Origin of the sequence: Pseudoalteromonas sp. Angola-4 (assembly GCF_028599265.1) — a bacterium.
Taxonomy (GTDB): domain Bacteria; phylum Pseudomonadota; class Gammaproteobacteria; order Enterobacterales; family Alteromonadaceae; genus Pseudoalteromonas; species Pseudoalteromonas atlantica.
Genome location: NZ_JAQREK010000001.1, coordinates 351,194 through 374,214, shown reverse-complemented (window position 1 = coordinate 374,214; position 23,021 = coordinate 351,194). Strand labels below are relative to the sequence as shown.

Below are 23,021 nucleotides of genomic sequence, written 5' to 3'. Positions count from 1 at the left end.
TTTAACAAAACCGTGCTTATACGCTGTGATTAGGCTTTTATTTGGGGTATCCTATCGGCAATTTTTTATTAGTTTGCAAGAAGTCTGGAATCATAGATGCAAGAGCAATATAACCCGCAAGACATAGAGTCAAAAGTCCAAAGTTACTGGGAAGAAAACCAGGTATTTAAAGTCACCGAAGATGAGAGCAAAGAAAAGTATTACTGTCTTTCTATGTTCCCATACCCAAGTGGCCGACTGCATATGGGCCATGTGCGTAATTACACCATTGGTGATGTTGTTTCTCGTTTCCAGCGCCTGCAAGGCAAAAACGTTATGCAACCGATGGGTTGGGATGCGTTTGGTTTACCTGCAGAAAACGCCGCTATCAAAAACAAAACAGCACCAGCTAAGTGGACGTACGAAAACATTGATTACATGCGTAACCAACTTAAGCAATTAGGCTTTGGTTACGACTGGGATCGTGAAATAGCCACGTGTCACCCAGAATACTACAAATGGGAACAATGGTTTTTCACTAAGCTGTACGAAAAAGGCTTAGTGTACAAAAAAATGTCAACGGTTAACTGGGATCCAGTTGATCAAACTGTACTTGCTAACGAACAAGTTATAGATGGCCGCGGATGGCGCTCTGGTGCAGTGGTTGAGCAAAAAGAAATTCCACAGTGGTTTATTAAAATTACTGACTACGCACAAGAGCTTTTAGATGACTTAGACAAGTTAGAAGACTGGCCTGAGCAAGTTAAAACCATGCAGCGCAACTGGATTGGTCGCTCTGAAGGGTTAGACATTGAGTTTACGCGTACCGACAACAACGAAAAGTTTAGCGTATACACTACACGTCCAGATACATTTATGGGTGTAACTTATCTAGCCGTTGCCGGTGGCCACCCTATTGCGCAAGAAGCCGCTAAAAACAGCGATGCAATTGCAATGTTTGTTGAAGAATGCAAAAACACCAAAGTTGCCGAAGCAGACATGGCAACAATGGAGAAAAAAGGCATTGCAACAGGCTTTTACGCGACTCACCCATTAACGGGCGAGCAAGTTCCAATTTGGGTTGCTAACTTTGTATTAATGCATTACGGCTCAGGCGCGGTGATGGCAGTACCTGCTCACGACCAACGCGACTATGAATTTGCCACAGCATACGGCCTAGACATAAAACAAGTAATTGCACCAGTTGAAGGCTCAGAGCTTGAAGTAAATTTAAAAGAAGAAGCATTCACTGAAAAAGGCGTGTTAGTTAATTCTGGCGAATTTGATGGCCTTGATTTTGAAGGCGCATTTAACGCTATTGCCGACAAACTAGAAGCACTGGGTGTGGGTGAGCGTAAAGTTAACTTCCGCTTACGTGATTGGGGTGTTAGCCGCCAGCGTTACTGGGGTTCACCAATCCCAATGCTGAGCGACGAAAACGGTAACGAATTAGCCGCCACCGAAGAAATGCTGCCAGTACGTTTACCAGAAGATGTAGTTATGAATGGCGTTACTTCGCCAATCAAAGCAGACCCAGAATGGGCAAAAGCAACGGTAAACGGCGTACCAGCAACACATGAAACAGATACCTTTGACACCTTTATGGAGTCGTCTTGGTACTACGCACGTTACTGTAGCCCGCGTCACGACGAAGGCATGCTAGACCCAGCAGCAGCTAACTATTGGTTACCAGTGAACCAATACATAGGTGGTATTGAGCACGCTATTTTACACTTATTGTATTCGCGTTTTTTCCATAAGTTATTACGTGATTTTGGTTTAGTAAATTCAGACGAGCCATTCGATCGCTTACTTTGTCAGGGCATGGTACTTGCCGAAACGTTCTACCGTAAAGATGAAAAAGGCGGTGACGTATGGATTTCGCCAAGCGATGTAAATACCGAAACTGACGAAAAAGGCCGCGTAACTAAAGCATGGCACAAAGAAGATGGTGAACCTGTGTTCTCATCGGGCATGAGCAAAATGTCTAAGTCTAAAAACAACGGTATAGACCCACAAGAAGTAATTGCCCAATACGGTGCAGATACTGTGCGTTTATTTATGATGTTTACCGCACCACCAGAGCAAACGCTTGAATGGTCAGACTCAGGCGTTGAAGGCGCGCACCGCTTCTTAAAACGTATTTGGAAATACGCTGTAGATGTGAAAACAGTTGGCTACCAAGCACTTGATAAATCAGCGCTTAGTAACCCACAAAAAGTACTGCGTCGTGAGCTACACAAAGCCATTGCAAAAGTGAGCGATGATATTGAGCGTCGTCAAACGTTTAACACTGCAATTGCTGCCATTATGGAGCTCTCTAATAAGTTATTAAAAGCGCCGTTAAACGATACGCAAGATGTTGCTATTGCTAACGAAGCATTAGAAGCCCTACTTATTATGCTTGCGCCAATTACGCCGCATTTATCGCACCAGTTATGGCAAGAGCTTGGTAAAGAGGGTGACATTTTAGATGCAGCATGGCCTAAAGTAGACGAGTCTGCCCTTGTTGAAGATGAAAAATTAATCATCGTACAAGTAAACGGCAAACTACGCGCTAAGCTAACTGTAGCCGCCGATGCAACACAAGAGCAGGTAGAAGCACTTGCGTTTGCAGAGTCTAACGTAACTAAATTTACTGATGGCGCAACCATTCGTAAAATTATTTACGTACCGGGTAAACTACTTAACGTGGTAGCTAACTAAATGGTTAGCTTTAACACCCTTAAAAACACATTAGCCTTAGTGCTAATGTGTTTTGTGTTATCTAGCTGTGGCTTTCATTTAAAGAAAGCCTCTAGCCTGCCTGATAACCTTAAAACGCTTACACTTAAAGGTGATGATGAAAAATCATCGTTATTTTTAAACCTTAAAAAAGAGCTTAAAGCCAGTAACGTAGAACTGACGCCTTCGGCTAAAAATGTTGCCCAGCTTTACTTACGCAAAGAAAGTATTGAGCGCCAAACCTTGTCGTTGTTTCAAAATGGTCAGGTGGCTGAATACGAGCTTGCCTACGGGGTAAGCTATGTTGTTAAACGCCCAGGCGAAAAAGCCATAGAAAAACGCTTTGAGCTTTATCGTAACTACCAAGACGACCCCGATCACGCACTTGCAAAAGCAAAAGAGCTTGAGCTGCTTATTAGCGAAATTCGTAAGCAAGCCAGTAGTCGTATTGTTAGAGAGCTGTCGCAACTATAATGCGCTGTTATGCTAATCAGTTACCGAGTGAATTAAATAAAGGTTTAAAACCCTTTTATTTAGTGTTTGGTGAAGAACCGTTTCAAGAAGCGCAATGTGTGCAGCAAATACGCGACACGGCAAAAGCCCAAGGCTTTGATGAGGTAATTAAATTTACCCTAATGCAAGGGTTTGATTGGCAAGAAATTATAGCTCAATATCAAAGCATGTCTTTGTTTAGTGCGCGCACTATAATTGAGCTTGATTTAAACCAACAAAAACCTGGCACCCCAGGTAGTAATACCTTTAAAAAAATAGTCGAGTTAATTAACCCTGATACCATTTTAATTGTAAAAGGGGCTAAAGCCAGCCAAGACGTACAACGTGGCGCCTGGTTTAAAGCGCTCGATAAACACGGTGTATTTGTACCATGCTACCCGCTTGCAGGGAATCATTTAAAACGCTGGTTAGATGAACAAGTAGCGCGCCTTTCTCTGAATATGCAAAACGAAGCAAAACTGAGCTTAATTAACGCTACCGAAGGTAATTTGTTAGCGTGTTTTCAGGAGCTCGAAAAGCTCTCGCTACTGCATGGTAATGCCTTAATAACCCAGCAACTTGTGATGCAAGGGCTATTTAATCAAGCCAAGTTTGATATTTTTGATTTAAGTGATGCCCTATTAAATGGCCACGCCAAGCAAGCAATTAAGGTACTTAATAAACTGGCCAGCGATAACACCGAAGTGGTGAGTATTTTATGGGCTATAAATAAAGAACTCACCAGTTTGCTCACTATTCAGCAAGGGCTTTTAAATGGCGAGCCTATCGCACAGTTATTTAAAAAAAATGGTATTTGGAAAAACCAGCAAGGCCCAGTGCAAAATGCAATTAACCGCTTAAATATTAATACACTTGAGCAAATAAGCAGTGAGCTTGCACTGTTTGATTCAAGCTACAAACAAGGTAACTTAATTGCGCCTTACCAAGCGCTTGCGCATATTTGTATTAAGTTTTGCCAGCCGCTTGATATTCCAATGCCTTGCCACGCACTTAACTAAAGATTTTTAACATGATTGCAATTTTTGGCGGCACCTTCGACCCTGTGCATTTAGGTCACCTAAATATGGCCTCGCAGTGTGTAAATACATTTAACTTATCCACGTTGTACTTTATGCCCTGTGCACTTCCCGCGCACAAAGCTGCGCCAGGTATAAGTACAGCGCACCGTATTAATATGCTCAATGCCGCTATTGCCCCTTACCCTCATTTTGCACTTGATTTAAGAGAGCTTAATCGTACTGGGCCTTCTTACTCATTGTTGAGTTTACAAGAGCTAAGAGCTGAGCACCCAGATACGCCAATTCTTTTTTTAATGGGCATGGACTCATTTAATAACCTCGACAAATGGTATGAATGGCAAGCAATTACACAGCTATGCCATATAGTGGTTTATCATCGCCCGGGGCAAACATGTAACCCAAATAAGGCGCTTAAAAGCTATGTCAGTAATGCCCACACTGAAGCGCCACAGCAACTTGCCACAAACAACTTTGGTAAGCTTTATTTTTTATCTGGTGAGACCCGTGATGCTGCTTCAAGCACTATTCGAGAGCAATTAAAAAAAACCAATAAAAATAATGAACTATTACCCGAACCAGTCAGTCACTACATTAAGCAACACCAGCTTTATCAAAGTGATGATTAAAACCCCCTAGCATGTTAAAATGCACGCTATTAAATTTAAAATTGAGACAATACCTTGGATTCGAAACAACTACTTGCCTTTGCACTAGACAAAATTGACGATATGAAAGCACGCGACGTGGTACAACTAGACGTACGTGACAGCTCAGACATTACCGATTACATGGTTGTGTGTTCGGGTACTTCTAAGCGTCATGTGCAATCAATTGCCGATAACGTAGCAAAAGAAGCTCGCCACGCTGGCGAAGAACCTTTAGGTTACGAAGGTCAAGACGAAGGCGAATGGGTACTGGTAGATTTAGGTGATGTAGTTGTACACGTGATGCAAGATCACGCACGTAGCTATTACGATCTAGAAAAACTGTGGGGCTAAGCGCCACTATTTTTTAATTGAGCTTGGAAGTATTACGTGAAAATACAAATGATTGCCGTTGGCACAAAAATGCCAGCGTGGGTAGAAACCGGATTTGCAGAGTACCAACGCCGTTTTCCTAAAGATATGGCGCTTGAGTTAATAGAAATTCCGGCCGGTAAACGCGGTAAAAATGCCGATATTAAACGCATTTTGCACACCGAAGGTGAAAAAACCTTAGCCGCTATTCCAAAAGGCAATCGCATTGTTACCCTAGAGGTAACAGGTAAACCACTTGATACTCACCAGCTTGCTAAAAATATGGAAAAGTGGCAGCTCGATGGCCGCGACGTTAGTTTGCTTATTGGCGGCCCTGAAGGGTTAGCCCCTGAGTGCATTGCCGCCTCTGAGCAAAAATGGTCGTTATCTAACTTAACGTTACCGCACCCTTTAGTGCGTATTATTGTTGCCGAAAGCCTATACCGAGGCTGGAGCTTAAATAACAACCACCCTTATCATCGCGAGTAACGCCTTGTTATGATTAAGCAAAGACCCACAATACGCGACCATTCCGCTGAGGCAAACTTATTTGCACGGCGCGCATTTGTGGGTTTTATTTTTGTTTTAGGCTTAGTGGCAATTTTGCTTTCTAATCTTTATACCATTCAGGTAGAAGAACACACCGACTATCAAACCCGCTCTAACGATAACCGTATTAAAGTAATTCCTATTGCGCCAAACCGTGGCCTCATTTACGACCGCAATGGTGTACTGCTTGCTGAAAACAAACCCGTTTATAACCTCGAGGTTATTCCTGAAGAGGTCGACGATTTAGCTAAATCGCTTGAGCAAGTTAGCAAAATAATTACGATTACCGAGCAGCAAAAAAAAGACTTTATTGATGACATAAAGCATACGCGTCGATTTAAGTCGCAAGTACTAAAAGCCCGCTTAGATGAAACCGAAGTGGCCCAATTTGCGGTTAATCAGCATAAATTTCCGGGCTTTAGCATTGAGGCGCGCCTTGCACGCTTTTACCCATATGGCGATACGCTAACCCATGCACTAGGCTACGTTGCCAAACTAAACCGCAAAGAACTTAATAAGTTAGAACAAGAAGACCAAGCCACAAATTACCGCGCTACGCACGATATCGGTAAGCTTGGCATAGAAAAATATTACGAGCAGCTTTTGCATGGCCAAGTCGGCTCTCAACGCGTTGAAGTAAATAACCGCGGCCGTGTTATTCGCACATTAAGTATGACTCCCCCACAGCCAGGCAGTGATTTAGTGCTTACCTTAGATATAGGTTTACAACAAATAGCCCAACATGCGCTTAAAGATATGCGCGGCGCGGTTGTAGTAATGGATGCCAAAGATGGCGGCGTATTAGCACTTTATTCAAACCCAAGTTACGACCCTAATTTATTTGTCCATGGTATTAGCAGTAAAGATTATAAAGCACTGCTAAACCCCGACCGCCCTCTTATTAACCGTGCTACTCAAGGGCGCTATGCGCCAGCTTCCACAGTAAAACCGCATATGGCCATACTGGCACTTGAAGAAAACATTGTCAGTGAAAGCACCTCGGTGTGGGATCCTGGTTTTTTTCAAATACCGAATGTTGAACATAAATGGCGCGATTGGAAACGTTGGGGCCACGGCCATGTAGATGTTTACAAAGCGATTGAAGAGTCGTGCGATACTTACTTTTACGATGCGGCATACCGCTTAGGCATAACAAAAATTAGTAATTTTATGGCGCGCTTTGGCTTTGGTGACTTATCGGGAATAGACATACACGAAGAAACCACAGCCATATTGCCCTCAAAAGAGTGGAAAGAAGGCCGCTTTAAAGAGTCGTGGTGGCGTGGCGATACTATTTCAGTGGGGATTGGCCAAGGGTATTGGACAGCCACCCCTATTCAAATTGCTAACGCGACTAATATATTGGTTAATAAAGGCATAAACCACCCGCCGCATTTAGCACAAGTGGCTAAAAAAGAAGACCAAGTGACGCAAATTAATAACGAAGAAAAACCGCCGGTGGTACTTAATAACCCTGATAACTGGCGTATCGCGCTCGATGCCATGCACAATACCGTAAAAAAAGTAACAGGAACGGCCCACCGTGCTTTTAAAGGCGCTAATTATGACCCTGCGGGTAAAACAGGCACAGCGCAAGTAGTGAGTATTGCCCAAGGTGAGCGTTACGATGCAAAATCACTAAAGGAGCGCCAACGCGATAACGCGATTTATATTGGTTTTGCTCCGTATGACGACCCTAAAATTGTGGTTTCAATTGTGGTTGAAAACACCGGTGGCGGCAGCTCTGTGGGTGCCCCTATTGCACGTGAGCTAATGGATTACTATTTTGCAGCAAACCCTATAGAAGTTGCTAGGAATACAGCGCAATGACCGTATTAAACACCCAGCGCTCGATATGGATGCGCATGCATTTAGACTTACCGTTACTAATTGCCTTATTACTTATGATGGCAGGCAGTATCACCATAGTATATAGCGCAAGCGGCCAAGACTCGGCCATGATGATCCGCCATATCACCCGTATGGGCGGCGCTATTATAGGCATGATAGTGCTTGCACAGTTCTCCCCCGCGACTCTTAAACGCTTAGTGATCCCCCTTTACTGTGTTGGGTTACTCATGTTGGTGGGCGTATTGCTATTTGGCGTGAGCTCAAAAGGCGCTCAGCGCTGGTTAAATTTAGGTATTACTCGCTTTCAGCCCTCAGAACTTATGAAGCTGGCAGTCCCTATGATGGTGGCTTGGTATATTGGCCGAAACCAACTTCCGCCACGTCCATTACACCTAATTATTGGCTTTGTCATCGTGATGCTGCCTACCTTATTAATTAAAGAACAGCCCGACTTAGGCACCTCAATTTTGATTGCCAGCTCAGGAATATTTGTGTTGTTTTTATCGGGTTTAAGCTGGCGTTTAATTGGCTTTTTAAGCTCGATTGTCGCACTAGCAGCATGGCCATTTTGGCACTACGGTATGCACGACTACCAAAAGCAGCGCGTATTAACGTTTTTAGACCCAGAGAGCGATCCGCTTGGCTCGGGGTATCATATTATTCAATCCAAAATAGCCATCGGTTCTGGTGGTATAGAAGGTAAAGGCTGGTTGCAAGGCACGCAATCACAACTCGAATTTTTACCAGAGCGCCATACCGACTTTATATTTTCGGTATTAAGTGAGGAGTTTGGCTTATTTGGTGTGTGTGTTTTATTAAGCCTGTACTTATTTATTATCGGCCGTGGTTTATACATTGCGGTAAACGCGCAAGATGCGTTTGGTAAATTATTGGCCGGCGCCCTTACCCTCACCTTTTTTGTTTATATTTTTGTAAATATAGGCATGGTATCGGGCTTGTTGCCTGTTGTAGGTGTACCTTTACCCCTTATTAGTTATGGCGGCACCTCTATGGTGACGTTAATGGCCGGATTTGGCATTATTATGTCAATTGCGACAGATAAAAGGATGCTTTTAAAATAATGAATAAGCCTACCCAGCTGTTATTTATTTCAGCCTTAATATGTATGTTAAGCGCATGTAGTAGCGGCTCTAATAGTCGTTATCATATGGAGCACGATGCCGCACCTTTACGCGCGCCAACCGCACTTGAGATGCAAGATGCCGTTGTGGTGGATGTTAAAAAAAGTGCCAGTGCAAGTCGCCCCTACGAGGTATTAGGCAAACGTTATACGCCAATGCTTGATGAAAAAGGGTATACAGAAGAAGGGATCGCTTCGTGGTACGGCCGTAAGTTTCATGGCTACCATACCTCAAACGGTGAAATTTACGATATGTTTGCCATGAGCGCGGCCCATAAAACCTTACCCCTGCCAAGCTTTGTACGCGTTACTAATACTGCCAACAATAAATCGGTAATTGTACGTGTAAACGACCGTGGGCCGTTTCATGATGACAGAATAATAGATCTTTCGTATGCTGCAGCTTATAAATTAGGCTATTACACTCACGGTACAGCCAAGGTTAAGCTAGAGGCGATTACGCTCGACAGCATTCCTGCACGTAAAACATATATACAGGTAGCTGCGGGTAGTACGCTTAGCAATATTGAAGCATTAGCTTCTACATTACGCCTGCAGTATCAAGTACCTACTAATATAGTAAAAGCAGACAACATATATCGTTTGCATTTGGGCCCGATTAAAGATGCCCAGCATGCACAAGACGTATTAAAAAAATTAAAACAAAACCAATTTCAAAACGCGTTCTTGCTTTACACTCAGTAAGACAAATACCTAAACCACGCCAAAATGTAGGATTCAGCGTTGTATTGGGGCTTAAAATCTAGGTGTTATTTTTTAAATGGCAATCCCTTTTAAAAAATAACAACACAGAAAATCAGCCTTAGTGAAACGCCCTGAAGCGTGGTTTAAAAACGATTTATACTGCGTTATTGATTTGAACAATAGAGTGACTATTATTGACAATCAATACCTTGTCTAAGTTGTTTTTAATTCCAACGACGCTCGCATCTCGGGGTAGTTTGGGTATAAGATGGACTAACGCGAATTTTTAACTTTAACCATTAATGAGTATGATGAAATCAATTAAACATAAAATCCTCAAAGGTGTATGCGGCTTAGTTTGCACAGCCGCCGTATTTTCAGCCAGCGCCCAAATTATTCCGGCTCCACCTCAAATTAATGCAAAAGGTTATTTTTTAGTAGACTTTACAACAGGTAAAGTTATTGCTGAAGGTGAAGCTGATACAAAGCTAGCCCCTGCAAGCTTAACTAAAATGATGACCAGTTATGTAATTGGTACAGAAATTAACGCCGGTAACATTGCACCCACCGATATGGTTACAGTGAGCGAAAAAGCCTGGGCTAAAAACTTCCCTGAATCGTCAAAAATGTTTATTGAAGTAGGCAAGCAAATAAGTGTTGATGAGCTTAACCACGGTATTATTATTCAATCAGGTAATGATGCGTGTGTAGCCATGGCTGAGCACATTGCAGGTAGCGAAAGCGCATTTGCTGATTTAATGAATGCCCATGCCGCTAAATTAGGCATGAGCAACAGCCACTTTATTAATAGCCACGGTTTAGATACAGACGAGCACTACACTACCCCACGTGATATGGCGACCTTAGGCGCTGCACTTATTCGTGATGTACCTGATGAGTACGCACTTTATAAGCAAAAATCGTTTACTTACAACGGTATTAAACAATATAACCGTAACTCTTTGTTATGGGATGAAAGCCTAGATGTTGATGGTATTAAAACGGGTCACACATCAGAGGCAGGTTATAGTTTAGTAACGTCTGCAACTAAAAACGACATGCGTTTAATTGCGGTTGTTATGGGCACATCAAGCGAGCGCGCACGTAAAGTAGAAAGCAAAAAACTACTTAACTACGGATTTCGCTTTTTTGAAACAATTACACCTTACAAAGCAGGCGACAGCTTTGCAGAACAACGTATTTGGATGGGTAATAAAGAAAATGTATCGTTAGGTATTTTAGAAGATACCCCAATTACCATTCCACGTGGTCAACATAAAAACCTTAAAGCTAACTTTGAGCTAGACAACACACTTGAAGCACCATTAGCGAAAGGCACTAAAGTAGGTACGTTATTCTTACAACTAGAGGGCGAAGACATTGCACAATACCCACTAGTTACACTTGAAGAAGTGGAAGAAGGCAGCTTCTTTAGCAAAATTTACGACTACTTACGTTTACAAATTATGTAAACGTAAAAATAACCCGACAGTCGTTGGGCTGTTAAACGAAGCGCCTCTGTTATGAGGCGTTTTTTTTTGCTTGAAAAATGCTAGAATGCGCCCCATATAAGCAGGATCACCCTAAACCTGCCAGTCACGCTTAGCGTTATACCAATTCGGTTAATTAAGTAATCTATTTTGAGGCTGGAAAAACGTGTTGATAACTTGGCTAATAAATCACTATTTAGTTGTTCTAAATGAGCATTTTTTAACGCAGGTAGCAACACGTTTAGCCCCGCAAAATGATTAAGTCTTATTGCGGATTGATATTATCTCACGTAGCCAACATTTTTGTTTGAGGAGTCACCGTCGTGGTTCAACCTGTTAAAAATACTAAATTTGATGAGTACCTTGAGTACCCATGTCCGTTCACATTTAAAGTTATGGGTTTAGCAAACGTTAACCTTACGGAACAAATTTTAGCTAAATTACAACCTATTGCACCTGGTGACTACGCACCAAAAGTAAAGCCAAGCAGTAAAGGCAATTATGAGTCGGTAACGTTTGTTGCCACAGTGACAAGCGGTAAACACATAGAAGAAATTTACAACGTGATCAGCAACATTGATGACGTACGCCATATGCTTTAAGCCATAGTTGAGACTTGTTGTGAACGAAAACACTTTAATCGTACGCCAACTAGGCCGTCAGCGTTACATGCCAATTTGGCAAAAAATGCAAGCCTATACCGACACCCGTGACGACAGCTCGCCAGATGAAATTTGGCTTGTCGAGCACGAGAGTGTATTTACACAAGGCCAAGCTGGTAAAGATGAGCATTTACTCGCCCCTGGTGACATAGAAGTCATTAAGGTAGACCGTGGCGGGCAAGTTACTTACCATGGCCCCGGCCAACAAATGATGTATGTATTATTTAACTTGCGCCGCTTAAAAATTGGTGTGCGCGAGCTTGTTACATGGCTTGAAGAGTGCATTATTGATACCCTTAATGAGTATGATATAAAAGCCTACGCAAAAGCCGATGCACCCGGTGTGTACGTAAACGATAGTAAAATTGCATCATTAGGATTACGTGTTCGTCGTGGTTGCTCGTTTCATGGATTAGCATTAAATGTTAACATGGACTTAAGCCCGTTTTTACGCATCAACCCGTGTGGTTATGCCGGCATGAACATGGTGCAAACGAAAGAATTAAACGGCCCTCAAAACTTAGCACAAGCAGGTGAAGGGCTGGTAAAACACATGATAAAGAAGCTTAATGCAACACAGGTTAAGCATACTGAAGGGTTTGAAAACGAATGAATAAACCAGTCAAAATGGAACCAGGTGTAAAACTACGCGACGCAGAAAAAATGGCGTTGATCCCCGTTAAAGTTTTACCTACAGAAAAAACTGAAATGTTGCGCAAGCCAGAGTGGCTTAAAATTCGCTTACCAAAATCTACCGAGCGTATCGACGGTATAAAACAAGCTATGCGCAAGCACGGCTTACACTCAGTATGTGAAGAGGCCTCGTGCCCTAACCTTTCTGAATGTTTTAACCACGGTACTGCTACCTTTATGATTTTAGGTGCTATTTGTACTCGTCGTTGCCCATTTTGTGATGTTGCCCATGGTCGCCCATTAAAACCTGATGCAGCAGAGCCTGAAAAGCTTGCACTGACAATTAAAGACATGAAGCTTAGCTACGTGGTTATTACCTCGGTTGACCGTGATGATTTACGTGATGGCGGCGCACAGCATTTTGCCGATTGTATTCGCGAAATCCGTAAGCACAACCCAACCATTACTATTGAGATTTTAGTGCCAGATTTTCGTGGTCGTATGGACCGCGCACTGGAAATTTTAATTGAAACGCCACCTGATGTGTTTAATCACAATCTAGAAACTGCCCCGCGTTTGTACAAGCTTGCGCGCCCGGGTGCCGATTATAAATGGTCGTTAGAATTACTTCGTCGCTTTAAAGAAGCGCACCCAGAGGTAAAAACTAAGTCTGGCTTAATGGTTGGCCTAGGTGAAGAAATTAGTGAAATAGAAGAAGTATTACGTGACCTACGTGCGCATAACGTTGACATGCTTACCGTTGGCCAATACTTACAGCCTTCTAAGCATCACTTGCCAGTTAAACGTTACGTGCCACCAGCGGAATTTGACGCACTGAAAGAATACGCTGATGAAATTGGCTTTACGCATGCTGCCTCTGGCCCATTTGTTCGTTCAAGCTATCACGCTGACCAACAAGCTGCAGGTAAAGAAGTAAAATAATTACTTTTTAAAACGCATTAAAAAAGCCCTTAGCAATTAAGTTGCTAAGGGCTTTTTTGTCGCTTTAATTTTTACCACTGCGTTTAAGTATATAATAAAACACAGGTGTAAGTATTAAGCCAAATACCGTTACGCCTATCATGCCAGAAAATACCGCAACGCCCATAGCTTGGCGCATTTCAGAGCCTGCTCCCGATGAGAACACCATAGGTACAACCCCCATAATAAATGCTATTGAGGTCATTAATATTGGGCGTAATCGCAACCGGCTCGCCTCTTTAATGGCATTAAATGCATCCATACCGGTATCTTGCAGCTCTTTTGCAAACTCAACAATTAAAATAGCGTTTTTAGTGGCAAGTCCAAACAACACGATTAGGCCAATTTGGGTGAAAATATTATTATCACCACCATAAATAGCCACACCAATCAGCGCACTTAGCAATGTCATAGGCACAATTAAAATAATAGCGACAGGCAAACGTAAGCTTTCGTACTGCGCTGCTAAAACCAAAAATACAAGCAACACAATAAGTGGAAATACATACATTGAAGTATCGCCCGCTAAAATTTGCTGATAGGTTATGTCAGTCCACTCATACGCAATACCCATTGGCAGTGTTTCATCGAGTATTTTTTCTATTGCGGCTTTAGCTTGGTCAGAGCTATACCCTGGTGCGGGTACGCCGTTAACCTCAGCCGTAACATAGCCGTTATAATGCATTACTCTATCTGGCCCTAAACTATGTTCAATACTAAGCACTGCGCCAAGGGGGATCATATCGCCATTTTTATTGCGCACTTTTAATTGCTTAATTTGCTCTACATCTTCCCTGTACGGCGCATCGGCCTGCACATTTACCTGATACGTGCGACCAAATAAATTAAAGTCGTTCACATAAACTGTGCCCAAATAGCCTTGCATTGCTTCAAATAAGGTGTTTATTTCAAGCCCTAAGCTTAGCGCCTTTTTACGGTCTACCTTTACATCTAGCTGCGGTACGTCGGTTGTAAAACTGGTAAACGCATTAGCAAGGGCGGGGTCGGCTTTAGCCTTAGCAATTACTTCATTTGTTACTTGCTGCAAGGTGTCAAACCCTAATGAGCCTCTATCTTCAAGCTGCAGCCTAAAGCCACCAATGGTGCCCATTCCCCTTACTGGAGGAGGCGGAAATATAGCAACATTAGCGCCTTTTATTTGACTAAGTTGTTTATTTAAATCTTCCGCTATTTCAGCTGCCGACATGCGCGGGCCCTGCCGCTTTGAAAACGGCTCTAACGGTGTAAACATCATCCCCGAACTTGGGTTTATAGATAAACCATTAATGCTTAAACCTGCAAAGGCGACGGCGTCACTAACGCCTGGGTGCGCCCTGATTATCTCTGACATTTGGCGAACCTCTGCTTCAGAGCGATCTAGCGATGCTGCATTAGGTAATTGCGCAAAAGCGACGAGATACATTTTATCCTGCGGCGGAACATACCCTGTTGGCGTATTTTCAAACTGCTGCCACGTTAAGGCCAGTAAACCAACGTATAGCACACCAATTATGCCGCCCTTATGCACTATTCGGCCAACGGCTCCTGTGTATTTACCCGAGGCTTTATCGAACATTTTGTTAAAAGGCGCAAATAACCAGCGGCCAAATAATTTATTAATGGCACGGCTTAACCAATCGTTGTCTTGCCCATGAGGTTTGAGTAATAACGCAGCCAGCGCGGGGCTTAGCGTAAGCGAGTTAATGGCAGAAAGCACTGTTGAAATAGTAATTGTAAGAGCAAATTGACGATAAAATTGCCCTGTTAAACCGCTCATAAACGCAGTAGGAATAAACACCGCAGCAAGCACTAAAGTAGTGGCAATAATAGGCCCTGTTACTTCTTTCATTGCTTGAGTGGTTGCATCAATAGGACTTAATCCCTCACTGATGTTTCTTTCAACGTTTTCGACCACAACAATGGCATCATCAACAACAATACCGATTGCTAACACCAAGCCAAATAACGACAACGCATTAAGTGAAAATCCCATTAAGTGCATAAAAGCAAAGGTGCCCACTAATGAAATTGGCACTGCCACCAGCGGAATAATAGATGCTCGCCATGTTTGTAAAAACAGCACGATGACCAACACAACTAATAAAACCGCTTCAAATAATGTATCGACTACAGCTTCAATAGAGCCCCTTACAAATACGGTAGGGTCATACACTATTTCATAGCCCATACCCTCTGGAAATAGCGCCGACAGTTCAGCCATTTTAGCGCGCACATCATCAGAAATTTGTAATGCATTAGAGCCTGGTGCTTGAAAAACAGGCACAGCGGCAATTGATTCATTATTAAGAAGTGGCCTAAGGGTATAACTATCTGCACCTAGCTCTACTCTAGCAACATCTTTTAGCAGTGTAATTTCGCCGTTATCGCCCGTTTTTACGATTATTTCTTCAAATTCATCTTGCTCTATTAAACGCCCTTCTACATTGATAAGCCATTGAAACTCACTGGTGCCTATGGGTTGTGCGCCTAGGCTTCCTGCCGCAGCTTGCTGATTTTGCGAGCGAATAGCATTGACTACATCACTTGGATTTAAATTGAGCGCCGCTAATTTGTTAGGCTCTAGCCACACACGCATACTGTAATCGCCTGCGCCAAATACACGTACTTGGCCCACGCCATTAATGCGCTTTAGCTCATCTTTTATAAATTGATCGCTATAATTAGACAGGTACAAACTGTCGTATCGCCCTGAAGGCGAAGTTATATGTACCGCGAGGGTAAGGTTAGGTGATGACTTTTCGGTGACCACACCTAGCCTTTGTACTTCCTCTGGTAGGCGAGGTATTGCTCTATTAACCCTATTTTGTACCAAGGTAGTTGCTTCGTCGGGATCGCTCCCTATCGCAAAGGTGACTGTTAATGTCATGGTGCCGGCAGAGTTTGCAAGCGATGACTGGTACAGCATGTTTTCTACGCCGTTTATCTCTTGTTCAAGCACTGTGGCCACGGTTTCGGCTATTACCTTAGGATTTGCACCTGGGTAGTTAGCTGTAACAACAACCGTGGGGGGTACTACATCTGGGTATTCTGTAATAGGTAACTGCCATATAGCTATGGCACCCCCTATAAAAATAAGAATAGATAAAACCGCTGCAAAAATAGGTCGATGAATAAAAAACTGAGAAAAATTCATTATTACATGCCTATTTCAAGTGTTGGCTCGGCATTGGCTAAGCGGTTTTGATTATCAACCTTTTGCTGCCAAGCTTGTAACTCGTTTAAAGTACTTTGCTTTGCCATATTAATTAATTCTGGCGTAATGAGTACGCCAGAGCGCACGCGCTGCAAGCCATTAACTACTATGCGTTCGCCGCTTTTTAAACCTTGTTTGATAACTCGTAGCTCACCCACTTTGTCGCCTAAAGTAATGGCGCGGTATTGCACTTTATTTTGCTCATCAACCGTTAAAACGTATTTATTATTTAAATCAGTACCAATGGCTTTCTCAGCAATTAAAATACCTTGCTCAGTATTGCCCCCGGCTAATTTTAAATGGGCGAATAACCCAGGTAAAATCGCGCCGTCTTGATTATTAAATACAGCCCGCACGCGTAATGTACCGGTTTGGGTATTTACTTGGTTATCAACAAAATCAAGCTTGCCCCAGTGTTGGTAATCTTGCTCATTCGCTAAACGCATCGCCACAGGTAACGCGGTAGATTGATTGTTATCAAGGTGCGCTTGTTGATAGTTAAGCCATGTTGCTTCATCAATATCAAAATAGGCATAAACCTGCTCTGTAGAGACAATAGAGGTCATTACAGTTTGCCCTGCACTGACATAGTTGCCCTCGGTAATTAACGCACGAGACACTCGCCCAGAAATAGGCGCTTCTACGCGTGTAAAGGTTTTGTTTAGCTGTGCAAGTTCAAGGGATGCATTACTTTGTGCTACGTAGGCATTTGCTTGGTCAACCTCTGCGCCTCGGGTCTCTAATAACTCTTTAGATATTGATTTACTTTTAAATAGCTCTTTAGCTCGATTAAAATCTTGCTTTGCTAGTTTTAAGCGGCTTTTTGCTTCATCAAGTTGCGCTGTTAGGCGGTTTACTTCTGCATTAAATTCGCGGCTATCAATTAAAAATAAGGTGTCGCCTTTATTTACCAGCTCACCCTCTTCAAATACTGCCGCTTCAATATAACCAGATACGCGAGGACGCAAAGACACTATTTGCGGCGACTCTAGCCGCCCTGTAAAGCTGTCCCACTCGGTTATTCGCTGACTTATTACTTCGGCCACTTCTACGGCCACCCCTTGCGTAGAATCATCATTACTTTGAATAGAACTTGGCTTATCGCTGCATGCACCCAGTATTATCGCTAATAGCGCAATAATAAACGTGTATGTAAATTTATATATAGCTGACATGGTTAACTCTCTTGCTGTACGAGTTGTGTTAAAATCTGCTTATATTATGAACGCGACTAAAGCATAAAAATAATTATATTATTGTATAAAACACATCACTAAAAATGATGTAAAATAATCTTACATTTAAAATTTATAACGGTGCTATATGCGTCCTCAAGAGCTTAATTTACTAATGATTTTTGATGCCATCATGACTGAAGGCAGTATCACTCGTGCAGCAGAGCAATTATCGCTGACACAACCTGCGGTATCTAATGCGCTTGCACGTATGCGCGCAGCGTGGGGAGAAGAGTTATTTATAAAAGATGGCCGAAATATTCAACCTACTGCATTTGCTAACAATTTATGGGGGCAAATACAGGGGCCACTTGGATCATTAGAGCATGCTATAAACCAAAGTGAATTTAACCCAGCGACAGCGCAGCGCACTTTTCGGATTTCTGCCGCTGATATATTTGTAGAAATGATATGGGGGCCTCTTCGTAAAATTATTGAGCAGCAGGCCCCAGGCATTAATATCCATGCAATCCCTAATCGGGCGGTAGAGGCTGCCAATGTACTTAAAGACGCCGAAGCCGAACTGGCAATTAATCGCTACACCCTGTCTGAAAACGTTATTAGAGCCGAGCACTTATTAAAGCCTAAATATGTTGTACTTATGCGCCCTGACCACCCGCTTGCTAATGCCCCTTTAAGTATTACTGACTTTGCTAATACAGATCATTTATTAGTATCAATTACGGGCGATATTTTAGGGCCATCTGATCAAGCACTAAGAGTATTAGGGTTAAAACGCCGAGTAGCGATGACGGTAAATAACGCGGCAAATGTACCTAATATTCTTAAAAATACCGATCTTATTTGTGTCATTCCCTCAATAGCGCTTGAGCAGGAAATATTTACCAATAAGCTCGTGGTTTTAAAAAGCCCTATTGATACGCCACCAACGCCTGTCTCTGTTATTTGGCATAAGCGCCAAGACAACGATGCCGGTTTGCAGTGGATACGCCGCCACATAGTGGCTATTATTCAACAACGTGTAAGTAGCCACGATAAAAAACTAGGCAAATATTTACTGCGCTAAAACGCCTTTTTTAATCACAAAATCAGCAAATCTTACTTGCTCTTCTTCAGCGCGAAGGCTATCGGTTTCGACTATTGAACGATAGATACCCCATTTAGGACGGACAAAGTCATCATCGCTAAAGCCACGCCACATATCTATGTTTTGCTCGCTAATGCTAAATAGCTCTTCGTTGTCACTTAACCGGGTTAGGGTCATTTCAAATTGCCCCGCTTCACTAAAAGTAGCTTGTACAAATACCGCTATCCATTCATCAGTAATGAGTGACCAGTCGGTTTCGATAAGGTTTTTATCAAGCCCTGTGCTGTTACCGTTTTCATCAAAGCCTGCGCTATAACGTACTTGCAGCTGATTTCCTGTACTGTTTTTTTGTGCACCAGAGAGCGTAATAATAGGTTGGTCGTCGTTGCCATTGGTATTGTCGTTGCTGTCGTTACGGGCTTTTATTTGGAAAAAGTGACTGAATTTACTACTTAGCTCAAGCTCGCTAGAGACTTTAAACTTCCAACTGTATTGTACGGTTTCGTCTTTAAAGGCAAGTGTTGCGGCGGGCGATTTATCAAAGGCTTTTATTTCGTTGCGCTGGCGGTCAGTTTCGCCCTTATCTTTATCTTGGTCTTCATCACGATGTGCTAAAAACACAAAGTGATTACCTACGATTGAGTCAGTATCTTCAATAATATGCACAACATCTTGATGATTACCGCTATACATATCTGGCGATTCAATTGCACCTTCACTAAACGCATTTTCTATTAATGTATAAGCACTTAGCCCTGTGTTTTCGCCATCGGCATTGAGGGTTGTTTCTTGCGTTACTATAAAATCTTCAGATCGTGCAGTGCCTATAATGGTTATAGACACTGTCGCTTCGGTGCCATCTGCCGATGTGACGGTTATTTCATCAAGTAAGGTTTCGCCCTCGTTTAATGCACTCACAGTGGCATGCTCGCCATTAAGTGTATATGACCAATTACCATCCTCAGTTAAGCTAAATGAACCATAAGTTGTGGTGTTATTGCTTTGCGTTTTAAATACTGCCTCATTGGCTTGTGCATCCGTTATAGATAGTTCACCTGTAATTGCTATATCGCGGGTATTTTCAATACTTACAGCTGTTTGACCGCTAATTACTGCGGCGTTTTGCGCTACAACCGATGCATTTACAGGCTCACTTTTTGACCCTGAGCTGCCGCACCCTACAGCTAAAATACCCAAAGAACAAACACAAGTAATAGTTAAAACACGCAAGCCAAACTTTGACATAAACAACCAGCCCAGGTTAATGGTAAGTAAATAAAGTTAAATATAACTTACCAATTATTTGTTTTAATAACTAGATTTTTATTACCAGAATAACGAAATCGGTTTTAACTTAATAAGGAGGTAACTTGATTTTAGCAGTATATTTGGAAGGGTGGCTTCATTGGACAAGGAAGGTACAAAATGAAAAAGCCGATTATCTACCGGCTTTTATAAGTTAACCTTCACAAGTAGCTAATTTAAAACCACTAACATGTGTTGACCTATTTGCAACAGAGTTGCGAGCCCATTCAGCTTTACTTCTAATGTCTTGCAAAATTTTTGCAGATTGACACTCTTTATATGTTTTATGATAACTAATAGCATTTGTTTTTTCAGCGTTTAGCAAAACAATAGTATCATTATTTGAACTTGTGGTGGAATTACAAGCTGTTAACAATAAAGCAGAAATACAAACTAGTACTTTTTTCATAATCGTCCCTCTTAATTTAAACTTATTTTGAATTTAGTATATTTTTTATGCATTGTAAATATTTGCTCTTTTCTCCCAAATTAAATAAAAGGGTAAAAATAAAATTAGGTCAAAGCCAAGTTACTTGAGATAATCCTCAGCGAACCCCTTATTTAGGTTATATATGAAATTATTAGTTCGTAATTTGTCTCGCGCTACCACAGAGCAAGACCTTCGCACGTTGTTTGCAGCACACGGTAAAGTAACTACCTGTAACTTAGTGCTTGATAAAGATACTGGTTTATCAAAAGGTTTTGCCTTTGTAGAAATGCCAAACGACATAGAAAGTAGAAGCGCTATTAAAGCACTTAATCAATTAAGCGTTGATAAAAGCAAAATTCGCGTAAAATACGCAGATGAGTAATTAGTTACTTGCTATATGATTAAAACCAGCTATTTGCTGGTTTTTTACTTTTAAGTTTACGCTTTATATTTAGCCAGAAATAAGCTGACTGTTTGTTCAATTACTTTATTATTTTGCTGCTCTGTTATTGTTTCAAACCCATAAAGTAGCGGATAAAACACAAACGATTTTAATTGATACACAAACTGTTTAGCAGCTATATTTAGCTCATCACCTTTTAAAACACCTGCTGTTCTAGCTTGCTCTAAAAAATCTTCTAAATAAGTCATACACCCCATAGTATTATTACTTAAAGACTTTGCTAGCTGCGGCTCTTGTAGCATTTGCATAAAGGCAATTTTAGCTAAACGTAAAAAATCAGGCGATGTAAGCATAGCCACTTCTTGCTCGGCAATAGCAGTAAGCTGCAAATCAATTGGTTGATTTTTATTAAAGTAAATAACATCACCATGATTAATTTTAGCCAGCATAGTCGTTAAAATAGCCTGAAATAGCTCTTCTTTTGTCGCAAAGTGATTATAAACAGTTCGCTTAGAAGCCTCCGCTTTTGCAGCAACTTGATCCATACTAGTGTGCTCTACACCTTTTTCAAAAAACAGATGCTCTGCTGCTTGAAGAATATTTATGCGTTTTTTTTCTGATAATTTCATAATGTGTTCTGCAATTATTAATAGCTACATTTTAACTAAACAATAAAAAAATGCACTGTATAGTTTACTTTTCATTAAAACAATGAAAAACTACACTCATTAGTTTACTTTAAGGTTTAACGATGACATTTATAAAATGGGTAGTTGTGATCATCGCCATCATTGTTTTTGGAGGTTGTAGCGTGAATAAACAGATAGTTGCGCAAGGTGTTAATGAAGCACCTAATGTAGATAACTACGAAAATGGTAGATTTCATAACCATCAACAGGTTGAGCCGAATAGCTTTAAGAAAACACTCGGAATTTTAGGGCGTTACATAACAGAAAAGCGTACCAACATTACACCTAAAAAGCCCATTGCAATTAAAAGTGTTACAGCAAAAATGCTTAACTCCCTTGCAAAAAATACTGTGCATGTCATTAAACTTGGCCACTCTAGCGTGCTTTTAAAAGTGCATGGCGAATACTGGTTACTCGATCCGGTATTTAGTGAGCGCGCATCTCCTTTTTCTTTTGTAGGGCCAAAGCGCTTTTCTAAATTACCCATTAGTATTAGCGAACTGCCACCTATCGATAAGGTGCTTATTTCGCACAACCATTACGATCACCTTGATAAATCAGCTATTAAAAAGCTGTCTGCAAAAACTAAGCAGTTTTATGTGCCACTTGGTGTAGATACCGATTTAGTTAAGTGGGGAGTGAATGAAAACAAAATTAGCACATTTAACTGGTGGCAGGAGTTACAAACCGAACATGCATTAGTTGCCTTTACTCCTACCCAGCATTTTTCGGGCCGTGGATTAAGTGATGCAAACAACACACTTTGGGGTTCGTGGGTTATTAAAACCTCCCAGCAAAGTGTTTATTTTAGTGGTGATTCGGGTTATTTCGCAGGCTTTAAAGAAATTGGTAACAAGTACGGTCCTTTTGATTTAACCCTAATTGAGACAGGCGCCTACGACAAAGATTGGGCCGATATACACATGACACCAGAGCAATCGGTTCAAGCTCATATTGATTTACAAGGTAAAACTTTAGTGCCTATTCATAACGGTACGTTTGACTTGGCGTTTCATGCTTGGGTTGACCCATTTGAACGAGTAACGGCTGCAAGCAACATAAATAACGTAACATTGAGTACACCCGAGTTTGGACAAATATTTACCCCTACCGACGCTGCAATAACCCATAAATGGTGGAAAAACTAATTTGGTAGGTGTTTTAAAGGTATTTATTACAAGGTGTTAATTAAATAAGCGGCTATTAAGCCGCTTTTTTTATACTAATTGTACCTAACACTACAAAAGATGCAGCTAAAGCAAAAAACATCGCTTGCTGTGCGAGCAAAGCTGCTGCAAAAAATGCTACGCCGCTGCCTATAAACAGGTATCCGCTTTTTTTAGATTGGCTCATTGTGTGTGCTCCATTTATTGTTGTCGATTATTTATACACCCTACACCGGCAATTTTCAATTTTTGAAAAATAGAACTGGCA

The 23,021-nt window shown here is 41.7% G+C and carries 22 protein-coding genes; 16 read left to right on the top strand and 6 right to left on the bottom strand.

Annotation, left to right across the window (positions count from 1 at the left end):
• Positions 1-96 precede the first annotated feature (96 nt).
• From leuS to lipA, 13 genes are all read left to right on the top strand, one after another.
• The gene (gene leuS, locus PSH48_RS01745; protein WP_029772179.1) at positions 97-2,685 is read left to right on the top strand and encodes a leucine--tRNA ligase; all 2,589 of its coding nucleotides are present in this window, start codon (positions 97-99) and stop codon (positions 2,683-2,685) included.
• Positions 2,686-3,177, top strand: coding sequence for an LPS-assembly lipoprotein LptE (locus PSH48_RS01740; RefSeq protein ID WP_004585922.1), 492 nt, complete (start codon positions 2,686-2,688; stop codon positions 3,175-3,177). It begins immediately after the preceding gene.
• A complete protein-coding gene (holA, locus tag PSH48_RS01735; RefSeq protein ID WP_273610783.1) occupies positions 3,177-4,214 on the top strand; it encodes a DNA polymerase III subunit delta in 1,038 nt (345 codons plus the stop codon). The genes PSH48_RS01740 and holA overlap by 1 nt, the downstream gene beginning before the upstream one ends.
• An 11-nt stretch (positions 4,215-4,225) precedes the next feature.
• Positions 4,226-4,861 carry a nicotinate-nucleotide adenylyltransferase gene (nadD, locus tag PSH48_RS01730; protein ID WP_273610782.1) on the top strand — a complete coding sequence of 212 codons (636 nt, stop codon included), beginning with the start codon at positions 4,226-4,228 and terminating at the stop codon, positions 4,859-4,861.
• A 54-nt stretch (positions 4,862-4,915) separates the two neighbouring features.
• Complete coding sequence (gene rsfS, locus PSH48_RS01725; protein WP_024033760.1) at positions 4,916-5,233, top strand: ribosome silencing factor; 318 nt, start codon at positions 4,916-4,918, stop codon at positions 5,231-5,233.
• A 36-nt stretch (positions 5,234-5,269) separates the two neighbouring features.
• Positions 5,270-5,740: a 23S rRNA (pseudouridine(1915)-N(3))-methyltransferase RlmH gene (rlmH, locus tag PSH48_RS01720; RefSeq protein WP_004585918.1), complete on the top strand. Its 471-nt coding sequence runs from the start codon at positions 5,270-5,272 to the stop codon at positions 5,738-5,740.
• A gap of 9 nt (positions 5,741-5,749) precedes the next feature.
• On the top strand, positions 5,750-7,630 hold the full coding sequence (gene mrdA / locus PSH48_RS01715; protein ID WP_004585917.1) for a penicillin-binding protein 2: 1,881 nt from the start codon (positions 5,750-5,752) through the stop codon (positions 7,628-7,630).
• Positions 7,627-8,733 (top strand): rod shape-determining protein RodA, encoded by a 1,107-nt coding sequence (rodA, locus tag PSH48_RS01710; RefSeq protein ID WP_054982218.1) that lies wholly within the window; start codon positions 7,627-7,629, stop codon positions 8,731-8,733. The genes mrdA and rodA overlap by 4 nt, the downstream gene beginning before the upstream one ends.
• Positions 8,733-9,497, top strand: a complete 765-nt coding sequence (locus PSH48_RS01705; RefSeq protein ID WP_024033763.1) for a septal ring lytic transglycosylase RlpA family protein — start codon at positions 8,733-8,735, stop codon at positions 9,495-9,497. The genes rodA and PSH48_RS01705 overlap by 1 nt, the downstream gene beginning before the upstream one ends.
• Positions 9,498-9,808: 311 nt before the next feature.
• Positions 9,809-10,969 carry a serine hydrolase gene (locus PSH48_RS01700; protein ID WP_004585914.1) on the top strand — a complete coding sequence of 387 codons (1,161 nt, stop codon included), beginning with the start codon at positions 9,809-9,811 and terminating at the stop codon, positions 10,967-10,969.
• A 341-nt stretch (positions 10,970-11,310) separates the two neighbouring features.
• Positions 11,311-11,589, top strand: a complete 279-nt coding sequence (gene ybeD, locus PSH48_RS01695; protein ID WP_024033764.1) for a DUF493 family protein YbeD — start codon at positions 11,311-11,313, stop codon at positions 11,587-11,589.
• A gap of 19 nt (positions 11,590-11,608) precedes the next feature.
• Entirely contained in the window at positions 11,609-12,262 is a 654-nt protein-coding gene (lipB, locus tag PSH48_RS01690; RefSeq protein WP_004585912.1) for a lipoyl(octanoyl) transferase LipB, read from the top strand.
• Positions 12,259-13,224, top strand: coding sequence for a lipoyl synthase (gene lipA / locus PSH48_RS01685; RefSeq protein ID WP_004585911.1), 966 nt, complete (start codon positions 12,259-12,261; stop codon positions 13,222-13,224). The genes lipB and lipA overlap by 4 nt, the downstream gene beginning before the upstream one ends.
• Positions 13,225-13,288: 64 nt before the next feature.
• Here lipA and PSH48_RS01680 read toward each other — a convergent pair whose 3' ends face one another.
• Both PSH48_RS01680 and PSH48_RS01675 read right to left on the bottom strand, forming a co-directional pair.
• A complete protein-coding gene (locus PSH48_RS01680; RefSeq protein WP_273610781.1) occupies positions 13,289-16,417 on the bottom strand; it encodes an efflux RND transporter permease subunit in 3,129 nt (1,042 codons plus the stop codon).
• 2 nt (positions 16,418-16,419) lie between these two features.
• Positions 16,420-17,652 carry an efflux RND transporter periplasmic adaptor subunit gene (locus tag PSH48_RS01675; RefSeq protein ID WP_273610780.1) on the bottom strand — a complete coding sequence of 411 codons (1,233 nt, stop codon included), beginning with the start codon at positions 17,650-17,652 and terminating at the stop codon, positions 16,420-16,422.
• 148 nt (positions 17,653-17,800) lie between these two features.
• Here PSH48_RS01675 and PSH48_RS01670 point away from each other — a divergent pair, with 148 nt between their 5' ends.
• Positions 17,801-18,739: a LysR family transcriptional regulator gene (locus tag PSH48_RS01670; protein WP_024033768.1), complete on the top strand. Its 939-nt coding sequence runs from the start codon at positions 17,801-17,803 to the stop codon at positions 18,737-18,739.
• On the opposite strand, the gene PSH48_RS01665 is transcribed toward PSH48_RS01670, so the two are convergent.
• Positions 18,728-20,005, bottom strand: coding sequence for a VCBS domain-containing protein (locus tag PSH48_RS01665; protein ID WP_273610779.1), 1,278 nt, complete (start codon positions 20,003-20,005; stop codon positions 18,728-18,730). The two genes, PSH48_RS01670 and PSH48_RS01665, sit on opposite strands and share 12 nt — an antisense overlap.
• 214 nt (positions 20,006-20,219) lie before the next feature.
• Positions 20,220-20,474 (bottom strand): hypothetical protein, encoded by a 255-nt coding sequence (locus PSH48_RS01660; protein ID WP_055253059.1) that lies wholly within the window; start codon positions 20,472-20,474, stop codon positions 20,220-20,222.
• Between the two features lie 163 nt (positions 20,475-20,637).
• On the opposite strand from PSH48_RS01660, the gene PSH48_RS01655 reads away from it, so the two are divergent.
• Complete coding sequence (locus PSH48_RS01655) at positions 20,638-20,877, top strand: RNA recognition motif domain-containing protein (protein WP_024033770.1); 240 nt, start codon at positions 20,638-20,640, stop codon at positions 20,875-20,877.
• Between the two features lie 56 nt (positions 20,878-20,933).
• On the opposite strand, the gene PSH48_RS01650 is transcribed toward PSH48_RS01655, so the two are convergent.
• Positions 20,934-21,527, bottom strand: a complete 594-nt coding sequence (locus tag PSH48_RS01650) for a TetR/AcrR family transcriptional regulator (RefSeq protein WP_024033771.1) — start codon at positions 21,525-21,527, stop codon at positions 20,934-20,936.
• Between the two features lie 182 nt (positions 21,528-21,709).
• Here PSH48_RS01650 and PSH48_RS01645 point away from each other — a divergent pair, with 182 nt between their 5' ends.
• Positions 21,710-22,735 (top strand): MBL fold metallo-hydrolase, encoded by a 1,026-nt coding sequence (locus tag PSH48_RS01645; protein ID WP_443197862.1) that lies wholly within the window; start codon positions 21,710-21,712, stop codon positions 22,733-22,735.
• A gap of 55 nt (positions 22,736-22,790) precedes the next feature.
• Here PSH48_RS01645 and PSH48_RS01640 read toward each other — a convergent pair whose 3' ends face one another.
• Positions 22,791-22,940, bottom strand: coding sequence for a hypothetical protein (locus PSH48_RS01640; protein ID WP_024033773.1), 150 nt, complete (start codon positions 22,938-22,940; stop codon positions 22,791-22,793).
• Between the last annotated feature and the right edge of the window lie 81 nt (positions 22,941-23,021).